This window comes from Streptococcus sp. ALY_208 (assembly GCF_058314295.1).
Genome location: NZ_JBZFUI010000007.1, coordinates 56,617 through 77,018, shown reverse-complemented (window position 1 = coordinate 77,018; position 20,402 = coordinate 56,617). Strand labels below are relative to the sequence as shown.

At 41.5% G+C, this 20,402-nt stretch carries 17 protein-coding genes; 15 read left to right on the top strand and 2 right to left on the bottom strand.

Annotated elements, in window-relative coordinates:
- Positions 1-3 precede the first annotated feature (3 nt).
- The 12 genes from pbp2x (at position 4) to AC4HAI_RS07695 (ending at position 14,068) form a co-directional block, all read left to right on the top strand.
- A complete protein-coding gene (pbp2x, locus tag AC4HAI_RS07750; RefSeq protein ID WP_491111130.1) occupies positions 4-2,256 on the top strand; it encodes a penicillin-binding protein PBP2X in 2,253 nt (750 codons plus the stop codon).
- Between the two features lies 1 nt (position 2,257).
- Positions 2,258-3,283, top strand: a complete 1,026-nt coding sequence (gene mraY / locus AC4HAI_RS07745; RefSeq protein ID WP_491111129.1) for a phospho-N-acetylmuramoyl-pentapeptide-transferase — start codon at positions 2,258-2,260, stop codon at positions 3,281-3,283.
- Positions 3,284-3,410: 127 nt separating this feature from the next.
- On the top strand, positions 3,411-4,754 hold the full coding sequence (locus tag AC4HAI_RS07740) for a DEAD/DEAH box helicase (protein WP_491111127.1): 1,344 nt from the start codon (positions 3,411-3,413) through the stop codon (positions 4,752-4,754).
- A gap of 222 nt (positions 4,755-4,976) precedes the next feature.
- Positions 4,977-5,810 (top strand): transporter substrate-binding domain-containing protein, encoded by an 834-nt coding sequence (locus tag AC4HAI_RS07735; protein WP_491111126.1) that lies wholly within the window; start codon positions 4,977-4,979, stop codon positions 5,808-5,810.
- Positions 5,811-5,930: 120 nt separating this feature from the next.
- Positions 5,931-6,878, top strand: a complete 948-nt coding sequence (locus tag AC4HAI_RS07730; RefSeq protein WP_491111125.1) for an amino acid ABC transporter permease — start codon at positions 5,931-5,933, stop codon at positions 6,876-6,878.
- Entirely contained in the window at positions 6,878-7,621 is a 744-nt protein-coding gene (locus AC4HAI_RS07725; protein ID WP_491079030.1) for an amino acid ABC transporter ATP-binding protein, read from the top strand. The genes AC4HAI_RS07730 and AC4HAI_RS07725 overlap by 1 nt, the downstream gene beginning before the upstream one ends.
- Positions 7,622-7,708: 87 nt before the next feature.
- Positions 7,709-7,936: a DUF4059 family protein gene (locus AC4HAI_RS07720; RefSeq protein WP_491079031.1), complete on the top strand. Its 228-nt coding sequence runs from the start codon at positions 7,709-7,711 to the stop codon at positions 7,934-7,936.
- Between the two features lie 77 nt (positions 7,937-8,013).
- Positions 8,014-8,931: a thioredoxin-disulfide reductase gene (gene trxB / locus AC4HAI_RS07715; RefSeq protein WP_491079032.1), complete on the top strand. Its 918-nt coding sequence runs from the start codon at positions 8,014-8,016 to the stop codon at positions 8,929-8,931.
- A 175-nt stretch (positions 8,932-9,106) separates the two neighbouring features.
- Positions 9,107-10,513, top strand: coding sequence for an amino acid permease (locus AC4HAI_RS07710; RefSeq protein ID WP_491111124.1), 1,407 nt, complete (start codon positions 9,107-9,109; stop codon positions 10,511-10,513).
- Between the two features lie 402 nt (positions 10,514-10,915).
- Positions 10,916-12,373 carry a nicotinate phosphoribosyltransferase gene (locus AC4HAI_RS07705; RefSeq protein WP_491079034.1) on the top strand — a complete coding sequence of 486 codons (1,458 nt, stop codon included), beginning with the start codon at positions 10,916-10,918 and terminating at the stop codon, positions 12,371-12,373.
- Between the two features lie 27 nt (positions 12,374-12,400).
- Positions 12,401-13,228 carry an NAD(+) synthase gene (gene nadE, locus AC4HAI_RS07700; protein ID WP_491079035.1) on the top strand — a complete coding sequence of 276 codons (828 nt, stop codon included), beginning with the start codon at positions 12,401-12,403 and terminating at the stop codon, positions 13,226-13,228.
- A 150-nt stretch (positions 13,229-13,378) separates the two neighbouring features.
- Positions 13,379-14,068: a LexA family transcriptional regulator gene (locus tag AC4HAI_RS07695; RefSeq protein ID WP_491079036.1), complete on the top strand. Its 690-nt coding sequence runs from the start codon at positions 13,379-13,381 to the stop codon at positions 14,066-14,068.
- Positions 14,069-14,107: 39 nt separating this feature from the next.
- On the opposite strand, the gene AC4HAI_RS07690 is transcribed toward AC4HAI_RS07695, so the two are convergent.
- Positions 14,108-16,384 (bottom strand): Xaa-Pro dipeptidyl-peptidase, encoded by a 2,277-nt coding sequence (locus AC4HAI_RS07690; RefSeq protein ID WP_491111123.1) that lies wholly within the window; start codon positions 16,382-16,384, stop codon positions 14,108-14,110.
- A 116-nt stretch (positions 16,385-16,500) separates the two neighbouring features.
- Between AC4HAI_RS07690 and gla the strand changes: the two genes are divergently transcribed.
- Positions 16,501-17,388, top strand: coding sequence for an aquaglyceroporin Gla (gene gla / locus AC4HAI_RS07685; RefSeq protein WP_491079041.1), 888 nt, complete (start codon positions 16,501-16,503; stop codon positions 17,386-17,388).
- 259 nt (positions 17,389-17,647) lie between these two features.
- Here the strand turns inward: gla and AC4HAI_RS07680 are convergent, their stop codons facing one another.
- Positions 17,648-18,544, bottom strand: a complete 897-nt coding sequence (locus AC4HAI_RS07680) for a TSUP family transporter (protein ID WP_491079042.1) — start codon at positions 18,542-18,544, stop codon at positions 17,648-17,650.
- Between the two features lie 163 nt (positions 18,545-18,707).
- On the opposite strand from AC4HAI_RS07680, the gene AC4HAI_RS07675 reads away from it, so the two are divergent.
- Together AC4HAI_RS07675 and AC4HAI_RS07670 are read left to right on the top strand one after the other, a co-directional pair.
- Positions 18,708-19,463, top strand: coding sequence for a CppA N-terminal domain-containing protein (locus AC4HAI_RS07675; protein ID WP_491111122.1), 756 nt, complete (start codon positions 18,708-18,710; stop codon positions 19,461-19,463).
- Positions 19,460-20,389 carry a serine hydrolase domain-containing protein gene (locus AC4HAI_RS07670; protein ID WP_491111121.1) on the top strand — a complete coding sequence of 310 codons (930 nt, stop codon included), beginning with the start codon at positions 19,460-19,462 and terminating at the stop codon, positions 20,387-20,389. Before AC4HAI_RS07675 ends, AC4HAI_RS07670 begins: the two co-directional genes overlap by 4 nt.
- The last annotated feature ends 13 nt before the right edge of the window (positions 20,390-20,402 follow it).

Below are 20,402 nucleotides of genomic sequence, written 5' to 3'. Positions count from 1 at the left end.
GGCATGAGACGATTACTCAATAGATTTTTAAGCTTTGCAACGACAGATCGTCGAACGCCTCAGGTCAATCGTGAGCGTGTTGGACAGAATCTGATGATTACAGCTGTTTTTATCTTTTTTGTCTTTATTATTAACTTTGCCATTATCATTGGGACAGATAGTAAATTTGGGGTGGATCTCTCCAAAAATGCTAAAGATGTCTATCAAATGACCTTGACTAAGGCTGCTAGACGTGGTTCTATCTATGACCGAAATGGCCGGGCTATTGCTGAAAATTCAACGACCTATACGGTGTATGCCATCGTTGATAAAAATTATGTTTCTGCCTCTCAAGAAAAGCTTTATGTTCAACCTAGTCAGTATCAGACTCTGGCGGGTATTCTAAAAGATGAGTTGGGAGTCAAAACAGATTATAGTATCAAGCAGTTGGGTCAGGACAAGTTGACTCAAGTCTACTTTGGCTCTAAGGGAGCTAAATTGTCTTACAGTAAGATGCGCTCTATTCAAAAAAAGGCTAAGAAGGCTGGTATCAAAGGGATAAGCTTTGATGAGACTGCTAGCCGTATCTATCCTAATGGGGCTTTCGCATCTGAATTTATCGGGATTGCACAGGCTCAAAACGACAATAAGGGCGACGTCACACTTGTTGGATCGACTGGTCTTGAATATTCTATGAATGATACATTGTCTGGAACAGACGGTCAGATTACTTATGAAAAAGATGAGAATGGTAATCTCCTCTTTGGAACTGGGAAAACTGTCAAGGATACTATTGATGGTCGGGATGTTTATACGACTCTGGATTTGACCTTGCAAAACTTCCTTGAGAAGAAGATGGATAAGTTTATGGAAGACGCCGGTGGTGCTACAGAGGCTAGTGCGACTCTGGTCAATTCTAAGACTGGTGAAATTTTAGCAACAACTCAGCGCCCAACCTACAATGCCGATACTCTTGAGGGGATGAGCGAGGATGGCTACAACTGGCTCAATATGCTCTATGAGAATAATTTTGAGCCTGGTTCAACTATGAAGGTGATGCTTTTGGCATCAGCCATCAATGAGGGTGCTTTTAATCCTAATAAGACCTATTTTAACGGAAATGGTATCAAGATAGCTGATGCTGAGATCAATGACTGGGCTATCAATAGCGGTAGTTCTGCTGGTCAGACAATGACCTTGGCTCAGGGCTTTGCTTATTCTTCAAATGTGGGTATGACTATGATTGAGCAAGATCTCGGTGATGAGACTTGGGGAAATTATCTGTCTAAATTCCGCTTTGGCCTTCCGACGCGTTTTGGTATGTTGGGTGAGGCCTCTGGTCTAGTATCACTTGATAATAAAGTGACAGCAGCCATGTCTTCCTTTGGTCAAGGGGTGTCTGTTACAGAAGCACAGATGCTAAGAGCTTTCTCAGCTATTTCCAATGATGGTAAGATGTTAGAACCACGTTTTATTAGCCAGGTTTATGATCCTTCTGATAATACGAGCCGCATCAGCAAGACAGAGGTGGTAGGAAATCCTGTCTCAGCCTCTGCTGCTAAAGAAACACGTGATTATATGGTTACAGTTGGTACGGATCCTGAGTATGGAACGCTCTATGCTAAAGGTGAAGGGCCGATTATCAAGGTTGGTGATCAGTCTGTTGCGGTAAAATCTGGTACTGCCCAGTATGCGACTAAGGATGGCGGTTATGCTCAAGGTGAGCATGACTATATCTATTCAGTGGTTGCTATGGTACCTTCTGAGGACCCTCAGTTTACTATGTATGTGACGCTGAAAAAGCCTAAGAAATGGAGCGGTATGTACTGGCAAGACGTGGTCAATCCGGTTATGGAACAGGCTATGTTGATGCAAGATGAGCTGGTCTCTACTTCAGCGGTTAACTCAGCTTCTGCTGAGACTAAGTATAAGATGCCAGACTTTAAAGGGGGAAATGCTGGTGATGCAGCAGTGACCCTGCGTCAAAATCTTGTGCATGTTGTACCGGTTGGTACTGGCAGTAAGGTCAAGGAAAGCTCAGTTAGTCCGGGTACTAATTTGAAGTCTGGTGATCAAGTGCTCTTGTTGACTGATAAGCTGGATAAGTTACCTGATATGTATGGCTGGACTAAGGCTAATGTTGATGCTTTTGCCAAGTGGCAGGGTATAGAGATTAGTTACAAGGGGTCTTCATCAGGTAGTGTTGTCAAGCAAAATATCGACTCAGAAACAAAGATTAATAAAGTTAAAAAATTAACGATTACACTAGGAGATTAATATGTTAGTCATATTGATTGGAGCGGGCTTGCTGGCCTTTATACTGACGGTTGTAGGCATGCCTTTCTTCATTAAATTTTATCAGGCCAAAAAGATTGCTGGTCAGCAGATGCATGAAGATGTTAAGCAGCACATGGCTAAAGCCGGTACACCAACCATGGGGGGGACTGTTTTTCTTCTAGTCGCTACCTTGGTGAGTCTGTTGTTGATGGGCTATCAGTCCTTACTAGGCCATCAGACTGGTCCCTTGGGGGCGACGGCTGGTATTTTGTCTGTTATTGTGATTTATGGGATCATTGGCTTTTTGGACGATTTTTTGAAGATTTTTAAAAAAATCAATGAAGGATTGACTCCTTGGCAAAAGATGATTTTACAGATTGCAGCCGGCTTGATTTTTTACTTTTCACACTTACGGCCGAGTGGCACTGACAGTGTCAATGTCTTCGGTTATCATCTTCATTTAGGGCTTTTCTATCTCTTCTTTGTGCTTTTTTGGGTTGTTGGATTTTCCAATGCGGTCAACTTAACAGATGGGATCGATGGCTTGGCTTCTATATCGGTCGTGATTAGCTTGATGGCTTATGGTATCATTGCCTTCGTTCAAAAGCAATTTGATATTTTGGCCTTGATTGTTATCATGATTTTTTCCCTGCTAGGTTTCTTTGTCTTTAACCATAAGCCTGCTAAGGTTTTTATGGGAGATGTTGGTAGTTTGGCTCTGGGGGCTATGCTGGCTTCTTTGTCTATTGTTCTTCGGCAAGAATGGACCTTGTTGGTTATTGGTTTTGTATATGTTTTAGAAACTGCTTCGGTCATGATTCAAGTGACCTATTTCAAATATACTAAGCGTAAATATGGAGAAGGTCGTCGAATTTTTCGTATGACACCATTTCATCATCACCTAGAATTGGGTGGTTTGAGCGGAAAAGGTGGGACTTGGAGTGAGTGGAAGGTTGATGCCTTCCTCTGGTCTTTAGGTGGTCTAACTAGTCTGATTGCCCTAGGTATCTGGTGGCTGGTTAAATAAAGAGTGAAAAGTGTCCAGGAAGGATGCTTTTTCTTCTGTTCTTCCCTATTAGCCTGATATTTTTGATATAATGAGAAGGCTTTTGTACAGTAATGAAAGGGGATTCCCCCTAGTAAATGAGGTTATCATGAGTTTTAAAGACTATAATTTTAAATCATATATCAATGCTGCCCTTCAAAAGATGGGCTTTCAAGAGCCAACCGAGGTTCAGGCGCAGTTAATTCCTGTGATTCGATCAGGGCGAAACCTAGTTGGTGAGTCAAAGACTGGTTCTGGGAAAACGCATACTTTCTTGTTGCCGATTTTTGAAAAGTTGGATGAGGCTAGAGGTGAGGTTCAAGCTGTTATTACCGCACCTAGTCGTGAGTTAGCTAGGCAAATTTATGAAGCTGCTAAAGTGATAGCTGCTGAGTCTAGTCAGGAGATCCGTCTGGTAAATTATGTGGGTGGAACGGATAAACTTCGCCAAATTGATAAATTGCAGGTTAGTCAGCCTCAGATCGTTATTGGGACACCTGGACGAATCTATGACTTGATTAAATCAGGCTATCTAGATGTGCATAAGGCTGAGACCTTTGTCGTAGATGAAGCTGATATGACATTGGATATGGGCTTTTTGGATCATGTTGATAGGATTGCAGCTAGTTTACCCAGTCAGATCCAATTTTTAGTTTTTTCAGCAACCATTCCGCAAAAGTTGCAACCTTTTTTGAAAAAATATCTGACCAATCCTGTTATGGAGAAGATCAAGACACAGACAGTTATTGCAGATACTATAGACAACTGGTTGCTTTCGACCAAGGGGCGTGATAGAAATAGCCAAATTTTGGAAATTTTAAAACAGTTAAATCCTTACATGGCGATGATCTTTGTTAACACTAAGGAACGTGCGGATGATTTGCACCATTATTTGGTCTCTAATGGGCTTAAGGTTGCTAAAATTCATGGGGATATTCCTCCAAGAGAGCGTAAGCGGACGATGAATCAGATCAAGCGACTAGAGTTTGAATATATTGTTGCAACAGACCTAGCTGCGCGTGGTATTGATATTGAAGGGATTAGTCATGTCATTAATGACGCTATTCCCCAAGACCTATCCTTCTTTATTCATCGTGTCGGTCGTACAGGGCGTAATGGTTTGCCTGGTACTGCTATTACGCTCTATCAGCCGAGTGATGATAGTTATATCCGTGATCTTGAAAAGATGGGGATTCGCTTTGTTCCTAAAGTGTTAAAGAATGGTGAATTTCAGGATACTTATGATCGTGATCGCCGAGTTAATCGTGAAAAAGCTTATCAAAAATTAGATACTGAGATGATTGGTCTGGTTAAGAAGAAAAAGAAAAAAATCAAACCGGGCTATAAGAAAAAAATACAATGGAAGGTAGATGAAAAGCGTAAGCGCAACCGTAGAGCTGAGGCTAGGGCTAAGGGACGTGCCCAGCGTAAGGCGAAAAAACAGACCTTTTAAGTCAGTGGCAAAGTTGGACTGAGCAATCTCATCCCTCGTTTGAGGTATGTCTTGGTCAATGAAGCCTATGGTGTGTCGGTGATTGTTTCTAAAAGGGTGGAACATTTGTTCCACCCTTTTATTGGGGAATAGTTCTTAACTATCAGCTGATAAAAAAATGTTACTATTCAAATAGTGTCTGGCGTGTTAGACTTAAAATTAGAAGAATGAAGGAGACAGCATATGCGATTAAAAAAATTACTAGTGTTTACAGTCTTAGTGGGGATAGCTGCAGTGACGCTGGTAGCTTGCTCTTCAAAGGGGTCTAATGCCAGTAAGAAGGAAACTGTGGTCATTGCGACAGATTCGGATACAGCGCCATTTACCTTTCGAGATAAAAATAACAATCCTACAGGATTTGACATAGAGGTTATGAAGGCTGTTTTTAAGGATTCAGATAAGTATGAAGTCAGTTTTGAAACGACTAAATTTGACTCTATTTTATCTGGTATTGATACAGGGCGGTATCAAATTGCAGCTAATGACTTTAATTACAATGAGGAACGTGCTAAAAAATATCTCTTTTCCGACGCTGTTTCTCTCTCTAACTATGCGATTGTAACCAAGTCTGGAACCAAGTATGACAGCTTTGAAGATCTCTCTGGTAAGTCCACAGAAGCTCTGTCTGGTTCTAATTATGCTCAGGCTCTGGAAAAATGGAATGAAGATCATCCTGACAAGGATCTTATTACAGTTAATTATGTGGATGGGAGTACTGGTTTGACATCACGCCTGCAAGATCTGTCTAGTGGTAAAATTGATTTTATTTTTTACGATCAAATCTCATCTACCTATGCTTCAGAAAGCCAAAACTTTAACTTTCAGGTTACCCCGCTTAAGGACAAAATCGGTAGCGATAAGGATGGTAAGGAATACTTCTTATTTGCTAAAACAGAAAAAGGTAAAGAAATACAAAGTTTTGTCAATAAACGTCTGAAGGAATTACGTAAAGATGGAACTCTTAAGCAGTTAAGTGAAAAGTACTTTAAGGGAGATTATGTGTCTTCTTTAAAATGAGATAGAAAGAAGCTATCAGGTCATAGCTTCTTTTTATCTCTTATTTAGGATTAACTATTTTACAGGTCTTATTAGGGGTGGTAAAATGAGAGAATAGCTAAACAGGTAATAGGAGAAAGTATGGCAAACAAGCAGAAAACGTCAGAAAAAGTAACTCGTGTTGATTCTGGTGAGCAAATATTTTGGAAATCAGAACTTGGTAAAACACTGATCTTTTTATTTTTATTTGTGATTAGTATCTTTGTAGGGACTCTGCTATGGAGATTTTTAATTGATTCAGGTATCTACGATGGCTTTGTTAATCTCTTTCCAGAGACTAGGAGTGATAATTTTACAGCTTACTTTAGTATTCGTGAAGTTTTTGCCGCCATTCCTAGTATCATACATTACCTACCGACAACTTTGTGGTTGACTGTGGTTGGGGCTTTGATCGCCTTGGTGCTAGGATTAGTCTTTGCCTTGGTAAAGATTAACCGTGTTCCAGTTCTTTATCAGATGCAAGCGGTCTTTGTTAGCTTTTTGAGGGGGACACCGGTTTTAGTTCAACTGATGATTTCCTTCTTTGGTATTCCCTTGTTTTTACGTTACATGCATGATATGCATGGATGGACAGTTAATGTCAATAAGATTCCTAATTTTATCTATGTTGTCATTGCCTTTGGGTTTAATGAGGCAGCTTATGTGAGTGAAACTCTCCGAGCGGCTATTCAAGCTGTTAGCTCAGGTGAAATCGAAGCGGCTAAGAGTCTGGGGATGACTAATATTCAAATTTATCGTCGAGTGATTATTCCTAATGCAGCTGTTATTGCAACGCCAACGCTTATCAATACGCTGATTGGGATGACTAAGGGAACTTCATTGGCTTTTAGTGCTAGTATTGTAGAAATGTATGCCCAAGCGCAAGTCATTGCCGGTCGTGATTTTCGTTATTTTGAGCGCTATATTGCTGTAGGACTTATTTACTGGTTCTTAAGCATTATTACTGAGAATGTTGGCCGGTATATTGAGAAACGCTTGTCTATTCCGGATCCTGAAGATAAGCTTGTTGAGGAAGGAGATTTGCGCTAATGATTAAGATTACCAACTTAACAAAAGCTTTTTCTGGTCAAAAGGTTTTAGATGGTCTTGATTTAGAAATTAAAAAAGGAGAAGTTATTGCCCTTGTCGGTGCATCTGGTGCAGGTAAGTCTACTTTCTTACGAAGTTTGAATTATTTGGAAGAGCCAGATTCTGGAAAGATTGAAATCGATGATTTCAAAGTTAATTTTGAAACGATTACTAAGGATGAGATTCTGACCTTGCGTCGGAAATTGGCAATGGTTTTTCAGCAATTCAATCTTTTTGAGCGTCGCACAGCCCTAGATAATGTTAAGGAAGGTTTAAAAGTTGTTAAGAAGCTTTCTAATGCTGAAGCGACAGATATTGCCAAGGAGGAATTGCGTAAGGTTGGTCTATCAGATCGGGAAAATCACTATCCCCGTCATTTATCTGGTGGACAAAAGCAGCGGGTGTCTTTGGCACGTGCTCTGGCGATGAAACCAGATGTTCTTCTTTTAGATGAGCCAACATCAGCGCTTGATCCAGAGTTGGTTGGAGAGGTTGAAAAATCAATTCTCGATGCTGCTAAATCAGGACAAACTATGGTATTGGTTAGTCACGATATGAATTTTGTGGCACAGGTTGCGGACAAGGTTCTGTTTCTTGATAAGGGGCATGTACTTGAGCAAGGAAGTCCCGAAGAACTCTTTAATCATCCTAAGGAAGAGCGGACTAAGGAATTTTTTGCTAGTTACAAAAAATCTTACGTTTGATATAATAAGGAGACTTATTATTTGACTAACCATCAAAAGAGAGGCTAGGCGGTTCTCTCTTATTTTGGTGGTATAAAGGACTGTGGGATGTTAAAAGATATTTTTAGTTTCTATATTCAGGGGTTGATTTCAGCAGTGATTTTTACGGTTTTAGCCCTGATTTTTTGGCTGGTTTATCGCGCACTCAAGCAAAAAGATAAGACAGTGAAGGCCCGTCAAAATGCTCTATATGATGGCATTATGATGGTGATGGTTTCGATTCCGATCTTGTCTTTTGCTTTTTTGGCAATTATCATTATGGTTAAATCGAGTTAGTGACTATTGTTGAATATTTGACAGATGCGATGTAGTGGTTGATGTTAGCCTAACATTGTATAAAAGGAGTATGATTTATGTTGTATGATACATTAATTATTGGATCGGGACCTGCCGGTATGACAGCGGCTCTTTATGCTGGTCGTAGCAATCTTAAAGTTGGGATTGTTGAGCAAGGGGCACCGGGAGGACAGATGAATAATACATCTGATATTGAAAATTACCCTGGTTATGAGGCTATCTCAGGGCCTGAGCTATCCATGAAAATGTATGAGCCCTTAGAAAAATTTGGGGTAGAAAATATTTATGGCATCGTTGAAAGAATTGAAGATCATGGGGACTTTAAGCGCGTGGTAACGGCTGAGGAGCACTATGATGCTAAGACAATTATTCTGGCAACGGGTGCTAAGCACCGTCTCCTTGAGGTACCTGGTGAAGATACTTATAATAGTCGTGGTGTATCCTATTGTGCGGTTTGTGATGGTGCTTTTTTCCGTGACCAAGAGCTTTTGGTCGTTGGTGGCGGCGACTCAGCTGTTGAGGAGGGACTTTATCTGACTCAATTTGCTAAAAAAGTAACGATCGTTCATCGCCGTGATGAACTCCGTGCTCAAAAGATTCTTCAGGACCGTGCCTTTGCTAATGAAAAGGTCGATTTTATCTGGGATTCAGTAGTTGAAGCAATCAAGGGTGATGATGTCAAGGTTCGCTCGGTAGCTATCAAAAATGTTAAGACTGGACAAGTGACTAATCATGATTTTGGTGGTGTTTTCATCTATGTTGGTTTAGATCCTGTTTCAGGTATGGTAGCTGACTTAGGTATTACTGATCAAGCAGGGTGGGTCATTACTGATGAGAAAATGAGGACCAGTCGCCCAGGTATTTATGCGATCGGAGACCTTCGTCAAAAAGATTTGCGGCAAATTACAACAGCTGTTGGTGATGGTGCCATCGCTGGCCAAGAGGTTTATAATTATATTGCCGAATTGGGCTAAGTTTGCAGGATTGTCTGGCAAAGCCTTTGTTTAACGGGTATCTTTGAGCATCCCATCTGGGGGTGCTTTTTTCTTATTGTTGGAATTGTGCTATAATATGACCTATACTTTAGAAGGAGAAAAGGATTTGAACCTTTAGCCTGTCTGGGCTAGTAGGGACAGATTGAGAGTTGAAATGTCAGAACAACATACAAACGAGGCAGATGCTGAGACAGAGAAAAATGGTATGGATCGGGGATTGACCAACCGTCATGTCCAGATTATTGCCATTGCTGGAACTATTGGGACAGGACTCTTTCTGGGAGCTGGGAAGTCCATTCACCTGACGGGGCCTTCCATTGTCTTGGTTTATATCATCACAGGAATTTTTATGTACCTGATGATGCGAGGAATTGGGGAGATGCTTTTTCAAGATCCCGACCAACATACCTTTATTAACTTTATTACCAAGTACTTGGGACAGGGCTGGGGCTATTTCGCTGGCTGGTCCTACTGGATATCCTTGGTACTCTTAGGGATGGCAGAGTTGACTGCCATTGCTAAATATGTTCAATACTTCATTCCCAGCGCTCCCAGTTGGCTGATTCAGTTGGTCTTTCTCTTGATCCTCTGCGGAGTCAATGTTGTCGCCGTAGCTGTCTTTGGTGAAGTAGAGTTCTGGTTTGGGATGATTAAGATCATTGCTATTCTAGCCTTGATTGCAACAGCCATTTTTATGGTGCTGACTGGCTTTCAGACTCCGGTTGGCCACGCTAGTCTCACCAATATTTTCCATGGTTTTAAGTTTTTCCCTTTAGGAATTGATCATTTTTTTATGGCCTTCCAAATGGTCTTCTTCGCCTATCAGGCTATTGAGTTTGTCGGGATTACAACATCTGAAACTAAGAACCCTAGAGAGGTTCTGCCTAAGGCCATTCATGCTATTCCAAGTCGAATTATGTTCTTCTATGTAGGAGCCTTGATTGCTATTATGTCAATCTTCCCTTGGAGGCAGCTGCCTGATGACCAGTCTCCTTTTGTTATGGTATTTAAGTTAGCCGGTGTCAACTGGGCAGCTGCTCTTATAAACTTTGTAGTTTTGACAGCAGCAGCTTCCTCCCTCAATTCTATGCTCTATTCCAGCGGCCGCCACCTCTACCAATTGGCTAGAGAAACGCCTGCCTTAGATCGCTACCAACTTAATCGTCTGTCTCGAACTAATGTCCCGCAAAATGCTATCTTTACCTCAGCTGGATTTATGGTTATTGCGGCCATTCTCAGCGTAGTTCCCTGGATTTCTGATAGTTTTACTGTTATCACCTCATCTTCTTCAGGGGTTTATATTGCTATCTATGCCCTTACTATGCTGGCCCATCTACGTTATCGCAAATCGCAAGACTTTATGGCGAATGGCTTTCTCATGCCAGCCTATAAGGTGCTTAACCCCTTGACTATTGCCTTCTTTGGCTTTATCTATTTGTCACTCTTTCTGCAACAGTCAACCTTTATCGGAGCAGTCGGCTCGACCCTTTGGATTTTGGTCATGGGAACCATTTGTCAAGTGGTTATGCGTAAAAGCAGCACAGTCTCGGATATAAGATGAACAACGTTTATAAGATTAGATCATCTTTAGTCGTTTGAGAAATGTCTATCACTTGCCTAGTGGCTAAACAGTCCAGTATAAAGATAGGAATATGTCCTAAGTTAAGGACACCCGCTACTAGGTAAATCTGTTAAATATAGATGTGCGAATGAGTCTTGGCTTTCATCCAAGGCTTTTTTATTTAGTATAAAAGTTTAAGAAGAGTGCAGTGATATTACTTTGTAGACTAGTCTTTTTTGAATGTTTAAATAGGCAGATATGGACAAATCCTGTGGGCAGAATATTTAGTGAATTTGCTTATAGGTTGGTGGAGAAAGATAACTTGAGGTTTGAAAATCTTTGCCTTAGCGCTAGTTTTCCTATTTATGTTATAATAGTCACAAATTTTAAAGGAGTTTTCCGATGTATAAGGACGACAGTTTGACCTTGCATACAGACCTTTATCAGATCAATATGATGCAGGTCTATTTCAACCAAGGGATTCATAATAAAAAGGCTGTGTTTGAGGTTTATTTTCGAAAAGAGCCTTTTGCTAATGGCTATGCGATTTTTGCTGGTTTGGAGCGAATTATTGATTATCTCAATCATTTGACCTTTTCAGAAACCGATTTAGCTTATTTGAAAGATTTGGGCTATCCTAAGGATTTCTTAGACTATTTGGAAAATCTTGAGATAACCTTGTCCGTCAGAGCGGCTAAGGAAGGGGACTTGGTCTTTGCCAATGAGCCTATTGTTCAGGTAGAGGGACCGTTAGCCCAGTGCCAGCTGGTCGAAACAGCCATTTTAAATATTGTTAACTATCAGACCTTGATTGCAACCAAGGCTGCACGGATTCGATCAGTTATTGATGATGAACCGCTCCTAGAGTTTGGAACACGTCGTGCCCAAGAAATGGATGCAGCTATTTGGGGCACACGGGCAGCGATTATTGGTGGGGCAGATGCGACTTCCAATGTTCGGGCGGGTAAACTTTTTGATATTCCTGTGTCAGGGACTCATGCCCATGCCTTGGTTCAGACCTTTGGCAATGATTATGATGCTTTTAAGGCTTATGCTGAGACTCATAAGGATTGTGTCTTCTTAGTTGATACTTATGATACACTTCGTTTGGGTGTTCCTGCTGCTATTCGTGTCGCTAAAGAGTTTGGAGATCGTATTAATTTTAAGGGTGTTCGCTTGGACTCGGGCGACCTGGCTTATCTCTCCAAAAAAGTACGCAAGCAGCTAGATGAAGCAGGCTTCCCAGACGCTCAGATCTATGCTTCTAATGATCTGGATGAAAATACTATTCTCAATCTCAAGATGCAAAAAGCCAAGATTAATGTTTGGGGAGTTGGAACTAAGCTAATCACAGCTTATGATCAGCCAGCGCTAGGAGCGGTTTATAAGATCGTTGCTTTGGAGGATGATCAGGGAGTGATGCAAAATACGATCAAACTGTCTAATAATGCTGAGAAGGTCTCGACTCCGGGTAAGAAGCAGGTTTGGCGGATCACTAGTCGTGAAAAGGGGAAATCAGAAGGGGATTATATCACTTACCATGATGTTGATCTTAACCAAGTTGAGGAACTCAAGATGTTCCATCCAACTTATACTTATATCAGTAAGATGGTGACAAACTTTGATGCTGAGCCCCTCCTGGTAGATATCTTTGATCGGGGACGTCTAGTTTATGAGTTGCCAAGCTTGGCAGCTATTAAAGCTTATTCTAAGGAGAAACTAGATGATCTTTGGGATGAGTATAAGCGGGTGCTCAATCCTCAGGATTATCCTGTCGATCTGGCTCCAGATATTTGGCAGGATAAGATGGACTTGATTGATACCCTGCGTAATAAAGCGAATCAGATGCACTTGGATTAAGAATGGGAAAATCTAGAAGGAGTTGTCATGACTTTACAAGAAACTATTATTAAAAGGTTAGGGGTCAAGCCAGAGATTGATCCCAAGGAAGAAATTCGTCGATCTGTAGATTTTCTTAAGGATTACATGAAAAAGCATCCTTTTTTGAAAACTTATGTACTAGGTATTTCTGGTGGGCAGGATTCTAGCCTGGCCGGTCGCTTGGCTCAGCTAGCTATGCAGGAGTTGCGCCAAGAGACGGGTGATGATAGTTACCAATTTATTGCTATTCGCTTGCCTTATGGCGTCCAGTCAGATGAAGCGGATGCTCAGCGTGCACTAGACTTTATCCAGCCGGATCTGTCTCTTGTTATTAATATCAAGGAAGCTGTCGATGGGCAAGTGAGTGAATTAGCCAAGGCTGGTATAACGGTTTCTGATTTTAATAAGGGTAATATCAAAGCGCGTCAGCGGATGATTACTCAGTATTCTGTAGCGGGAGAAAAGCAAGGGGCAGTCATTGGGACAGACCATGCGGCTGAAAATATTACGGGCTTTTTCACTAAATTTGGTGATGGTGGTGCGGATATTTTACCTCTTTATCGTCTCAATAAGCGCCAGGGAAAGGCGCTTTTGGCAGAGTTGGGTGCTGACAAGGCTCTGTATGAAAAGATTCCAACGGCTGACCTTGAAGAAGATAAACCGGGTATTGCAGATGAAGTTGCCCTTGGGGTGACTTATCAAGCTATTGATGATTATTTGGAAGGAAAATCGGTTAGTCAAGAGGCTAGGGAAAGGATTGAAAGCTGGTGGTATAAGGGTGAGCATAAGCGTCATCTTCCTATTACTATCTTTGATAATTTTTGGAAGTCCTAATATTGGAAATACCAAAAATGGTTTATAAGAGAGTAGGAGAACAAAACCATGATTTTGTTATCCTACTCTCTTTTTTCTTCTTGCTCATGAAAGAGTTGCATGTTATACTAACAGTAAGTTACTAGACTAATCATTTATTGGGGAGGGTACATGTTTTCAGCAGAAAAATTGAAGCGCCGTCGTCAGGAGCTGGGGTTATCCCAGGCTGATGTGGCTAGAGAGCTAGGAATTTCCAGACCGTCTTACTTTAACTGGGAAAATGGTAATACTAAGCCTAATCAGAAAAATTGGCAAAAGCTGAGTCAAATTTTAAAGGTCAGTCCGTCTTTCTTTTTATCTGAACATGAGATTGTGGAAACGTATGTTCAGCTCAGCAAGAGCAATCAAAAGAAAACACTCGACTATGCTAATGCGCTCTTGGCCAATCAAAATCAGATGATTGGGACATCCTCCAAGCAGCTCTATGCGTATAAGGTCTATGAGCGTCTATCAGCTGGTACAGGATTTAGTTATTTTAATGATGGAAACTATGATGAGGTCTTCTATGATGAGGAGTTGGATCATGACTTTGCCTCATGGGTCTTTGGCGATTCTATGGAGCCTACTTATCTCAATGGCGAAGTGGTCTTGATTAAGCAATCAGGCTTTGACTATGACGGGGCTGTCTATGCTGTTGAGTGGGACGGGCAAACCTATATCAAGCGTGTCTATCGTGAAGAGTCTGGTCTCCGCCTGGTTTCTATCAATAAAAAATATGCGGATAAGCTAGCTCCCTATGATGAAAATCCCCGTATTGTCGGCAAAATCGTGGGAAATTTTCTACCGATTCAGCAATCATGAGAAAAAGCGGTCTGAAAACTCAGATCGCTTTTTGCTGTTTTAGTCTATGGGTAATTGAAGTTGGGAATGAGCAAGGTCTACAGTTATCTGATAATTACTATTATCTCTTATGGTATGCTCAAAGTCTGTTGTATAAAGGACTAGGCGCAGCTGGTCTCCTTCTTCTAACTGATAGATACTAGGTTGGAGCTCAAAAGTGAGATCTAGACATTGATCTGCTGGGACCTCTTGGATATTAAGAAGGGAGGTGCGGTTTTGCAAGTTGAGGGAGGCTTTTGAAATCACTCGCCAGTCGTCTTGTTTAAAGGGGAGCTCCATACAATGTTCGATCATATAGTACTGCCCATTATCGATCCCTTTTGCTTCTTTGATTTTGGGAGTGTCTTGGTAGCGTTTCTTAGCCCCAAAATCTAGAAGTTGAGCTGAAATCAGTCCTTTTGGGCTTGATGACTTGAGTCTGAGATTTAGGATAGGACGACCATTGAGACGTATCGCTTCTTTAACATTAATATCAATGGTTAGCTGGTTGCACTTGCCTTTAAACAGGGCCGATTTGAAGGTGTGGTAGTCTTTGGAGAAAGTCTCGAATAGATCTTGTGCGTAGTGGTTGCCAATGCTATCCTCCCGATCGCCTAGAGGATAGTTGATGGCAGTGTTACTGCCGAATCCTTCTAAGACCTTCCAGGTTTGTTCCTTTTGATTGTCCTGCCAAATCACTTCTGGGAGCTGATAATGATTATCTAGGTCAAGGAGTTTTTTGGATAGGAGAGCATTCATGCTTTCACGAAAGTCTATGGACTGCCAATTATTCATGTAGACATGCATGCCATTATGGAGAAAGAGATGTTTTGGGAGGTTGCTTGGTAAAGCACGGAAGAATTGATAAGCGTGCAGAGGTTTCACATTCCAGTCCTGACTACCATGAACCATGACTACCTCGGCTTGGACTTTATCAGCGTGAGCGACATAGTTACGTTCCTGCCAAAATTGACTGTAGTCTCCGGTTTGTCGATTTAGTTCTTGGGTCATCTTGCTCAGGTAGCCTTGGTAGTGGTCATTGTGACGTAAGTAATCGCCTGCCAGGAGATTACGAGAATAGGTGTATTCAGTCAGGACATCTAAGTCCTCACCAGGGTAGCCTCCTGGGCTGGAGACCAGTCCATTTTCTCTATAGTAGTCGTACCAAGATGAGATACCTGCTTCTGCAATGATAACTTCTAATCCCTCGACAGCTGTAGTGGCTAGGGCAATAGACATGGTGCCTAGATAGGAGATACCAGTAGTGGCCACTTTAGCATTGGTCCAGTCGGCGATGACCTGATAATTTTTCTTTAGACTGGTATAGGCATTGGCTTTACCATTGAGCCAGTCGATAACAGCTCGATAGGCTGTGACTTGTTGGTAGTCACCGCTGGTCATCAGGCCTTGAGAGGCCTTGGTACCAATGCCAGAGACGTAGATATTAGCAAAACCACGTGCTAGCAGGTAGTCATTGAGTGTATAGTTAGCGATATGAGTAAAGGTTTCGAGGTGATTGTCGACGGGAGCGTGACTCTTGGTATAGGTCGGTTCGGGGATAGAAATCGGTTCGATAGGGATAGTACCACTTGGTTTGATAGTAAGCTCACCAGTCATTTGGTGCATTTTTTTGTCGTTAGCAACGGGATTGGTCCCTTGATGATAAGGGCTTGCAGTCAGGATGACGGGAACCTTGTGGCTAGTCTTGGGGCGGATGATATGAACACGTATTAGGTCTGGTTGGCCGTCCTGATCACTGTCGATACCAGTCTCGACGTAGACGACTTCACGGATGACTTGACTGGTATCAAAGCTGGCTAAGCTCTTACCATTAAAGTAATGGTAGTGGTTATCAAGAGGTATTAACCCTTGACTGACTAATCGATCCAGCAGGGTCATACCTGTTTTTTGCCTGGTTGCTAAGAGTTGATGGAGATTCAGAAGCAAGCTATCTTTGTGATAATGGATGGGGAAGTTAATTTCTTGAATGAAATCCATGCTGTCTTCAAAGTCAACATGAGGGACAAATTCCAGAAGCTGCAGTGCCACGGTATAGAAGATCTCTGGGCTTAGTTCTAAGTCTGATCGCAGAAAACTCAACAGATCCATAGTGGGGTGGGCAATTAACTGGCTAATAGGGATTTCTGGATCGGGATAATTAAAGAAAAAACGATTGAGGAAGGCTTCGAGGTTGCTTTTGGGATCTTGATCTAATTGATAAGGAAAGCCAAGCTCCTCTAGTTCTTTGAGAGCTGTGTCGGCTTGGGTTGGTAGATAGGAAAATTGATTATAACGCATAATGTCCTCCCTGTGTATCAGGTTTTTTCTTACTGTAATAGCTTTACTTTATCAATTATACTTGATAAAATGGTAACTGTCTAAAACTTGAAAAGAAGAAGGGAATGACTAGACATATGAACGAATTTTTTAAAGAGGCCTTGACACATCAAGCGCTGTTGAATTATGTAACGGAAGTTATCGCTACGGCCTTGATGGTGATGCTAGGAAATGGAGCCGTTGCGAATGCAGAACTGAAAGGAACTAAGGGTAGTGGAGCCGGTTGGTTAATGATTGGCTTTGGTTATGGTTTTGCTGTTATGATGCCAGCGCTTATGTTTGGTACAGTATCAGGTAACCACATTAATCCAGCCTTTACGATCGGATTGGCAACAGCTGGTTTGTTTGATTGGACCTTTGTTCCTGGCTATCTCCTTGCTCAGTTTATCGGAGCCATCCTTGGTCAAACTATTTTGGTTTATGCTCTGTCAGCTTATTTCCAAAAAACAGAAAATCCAAATAGTATTCTAGGCTCATTCTCAACAATCTCTGCATTAGATGATGGCAGTGTTGAAAGTCGTCGTCAGTCCAAGATCAATGGCTTTATTAATGAATTTGTTGGTTCATTTGTCTTGTTCTTTGGGGCTTTGGCATTGACTAAGAATTATCATGGAACCGAAATGATTCGTGATCTAGCTATTAAGCAAGGAACTACTTATACGGAAGCTATGAATAGTGTTAATGCTCAGGCTGGTCCTATCTTCTCAGGGTCTATTGAAGGTGCTCATATTGGTCTTGGATTCTTGGTCGCAGCTCTTGTTATTTCACTTGGTGGTGCGACAGGTCCTGCCCTTAATCCGGCGCGTGACCTTGGTCCACGTTTGGTTCACCATTTTATGCCGGTGACAGTCCTTGGTAAGCACAAGGGTGACTCTAAATGGTGGTATGCTTGGGTGCCTGTTGTAGCGCCTATCCTTGCCGGTATTATTGCGGCAGCAGCCTTTAAGGCACTTTACCTATCTTAATGATATAAATAAAAAGAGTGGGATAAAAATCATCTCTGAATGATTGATTTCTATCCCACTCTTTTTGTGCTGTATAAAAGGTCTGGTTTAATATTGGAGATAAGATTTTATAAGGTTGGATAAGATACGTTTCGGTGGGTATTTAGGCTTGCTAAAGCTATTACTTGTTTGACTAAACTGTGCTTTTCCTATACATTAATTAAATAGATAGGGCTGAGAACTTTTGTCTCAGCCTTATCTATTTATTAGTTGCTTTTTACTAGTGTTTTGATAGAGGTTGGCGCTTGATGAGGGAAGAGCGGATCAGCATAACTCCTGTGAAGATAACGATACCAATAATAAGAGTTTTTAGGGCATTGATGTCAATACTGGTCAGGAATTTAACCGCTAAGAGAACTCCGGCCACTCCTCCGATGACGATGCCAGCAAAACCAGTCCAATTAACCCGATCTTCCTTGATAAATTGGCTACTAGAAGCAACCATGATCATAGCAGCGTCCAGCATCATTACTGGCATGGCGATGACTGGGCTGAGTCCCATGAGAGAAAAGAAGATTAATTCTGGTGCGTAGTTTCCTAGCCCCATGGTCATGAGAATACCGATAATAAAGTTGTATACAACCCCTATGATCAACCAGACGCCATGGAGACCATGAACAGCATCTGATAAGTTTCCTCCTGGATTTGATACCATACGATAGATCATGATGATGGCTGCTATGATTAGTAGGCTTCCTAGAATAGCTTGGACTAGGCGCTCGTTCCAGTTCTTGGTTAAGCGGGTTCCAAAAAGGGCACCAATAAAAGAAGCAGCAGCCATTGAAATCAAGGTCAGGGGCTCAACTCTGACAGCAGTGATAAAGCAGAGGGCTTGTACAATAACAGGGATGACATGGACAGTATTCATGGTACCTGGGAGCTTGCTATCATCGTCATTGATTTTGGTGATTTTTAGCAAGGTCGTCGTGGTTGCAAAAGAGCCAATACCTAGTGTATCTAGCATATCGGTTAAAAAACCTATCCATAGACCTGTAAAGAATCGGCTAAAGACATTGATTTTTTTGTGCTTAATATGGAAGTAAAAGCGCAGGATGATAGCCAGCATGGAGATAACCAAAAGGGCTTGGATGAGGTGTAAAATGATATCTTTATTCATAGTATAAGTTTACAGAAAAAACAGCTAATAGTAAACTCTTTTTTTAGCTGCACAATATTTCTTGTCAAATAAGATCATTTTGACTACAATGGAACTAATAGTTGGGGGGCATAGGCTAGTGCTCCTTATGCCTGCTAGAAATTTAATAAAGGATAGAATAATTATGACACTATTTGATGGTATCCGTTTATCAGCTCCTTTCTTGCGTGTGAACAATCGTGAGATCAATACTCGCTTTTACCGTGACCAACTTGGCTTTAAAGTCATCAAGGAAGAAAGTGCTATGGTCTTTTTTGGTGGTCATGTTGAGAAGGAAGTACGACTGGTTACAGAAGAGTCTCCATCGTTTACTGTTCGAGAGGTAGAGGGAACAAAAAAGTTACAGACGATTTTTGTTAGAGTGTCCGATCCCAAGGAGATTGAGGCTCTCTTAGCGAGAGGAATTGCTTATACTCAACTCTATAAAGGTGAGCATGGCTACGCTTTTGAAATCTTTTCTCCAGAAAACGATCGGTTTGTTCTTCATGCTGAGGATGATGTGGCTGATTTGACAATTATTGATGATGAGGGGCTTAGTTTTACTGCTGGAGATGATACTTTTGAAGGCTTGTCAGCTTTTAGACTCGACCATCTGGTCCTCAATGTTGCTCAATTAGAAAAAGAAACTGCTTTCTACGATTTATTTGATGGTGTAGATGTTTTACCAGAATTGGTGGAAGCTCAGGGGGAAGATCTTTCTGCTGCTCCCAGTGAGGTTTGGGATCTCGAATTGATCGAATATCAAGTGGAAAAGGATTATGATTTATCGGCACTGAGAGATTATCTGCTTGATCATGGTCAAGAAGTTTACCTAGATCGTGCCCAACGTGTCCTTGTTGTAAGCGCTCCTAATCAGATAGAGGTATGGTTTAATAAATGAAAGCTATTTTAGATAAAATTGAATCACAAATTCAGGCTGGTATCTATCGAGGTGCCAGCCTGGCGCTTTATGATGGTGAGTGGCAGGAATACTATTTAGGAACTCAAGATGGCCATCGAGCGGTAATACCTGACTTAAATTATGATTTGGCTAGTGTTTCCAAAGTGGTTGGTGTTGGGACGGTTGTGATTGAGATGATTGATAAAGGGATGCTGGCATTAGATCAACCCTTGCATTTCTATTATCCCGATTTTAAGCAGGAAACAGTAACGATTCGCCAGCTGCTAACCCATACCTCAGGTATTGATCCTTTTATTCCCAATCGTGATCAGCTAGATTCTGACGAGTTAAAAGCTGCTATAGATGAGATTAGGGTGACTGATGATTATAGCTTTCGCTATACGGATATTAATTTTATACTGCTGGGCTTTATGCTAGAACATATGACAGGCATGGATCTGGATCAGCTCTTTTATGAACGTGTTTTTGCACCCTTTCACATGACCCGTACCCAATTTGGTCCGGTTGATCAGGCCGTTCCCACTCTCAAAGGGGGTCCTGAGGGTTTTGTGCATGATCCTAAGGCAAAGATTTTGGGAAACCATATTGGCTCTGCTGGTCTCTTTTCTACGATCAAGGATCTGGAATACTTTTTAGACCATTATCTCTCTGGAGATTTTGCCCGTTTTCTCAATCATAACTTTGCGCCATCTGGGGATAAGGAGCGTAGTTTGGCTTGGGATAAGCAAGGGGATTGGTTATTACATACTGGTTATACGGGAACCTTTATCATGTACCACCGTCAGGCACAAAGGGCTGTTATTTTTCTTTCCAATCGTACCTATGATAAGGATGAACGTGCCCAGTGGATTATGGATCGCGATGAGTTGATTGCTGTTATTAAAGAAGAACTTAGTAGACAGTAAGGGATATTTAATT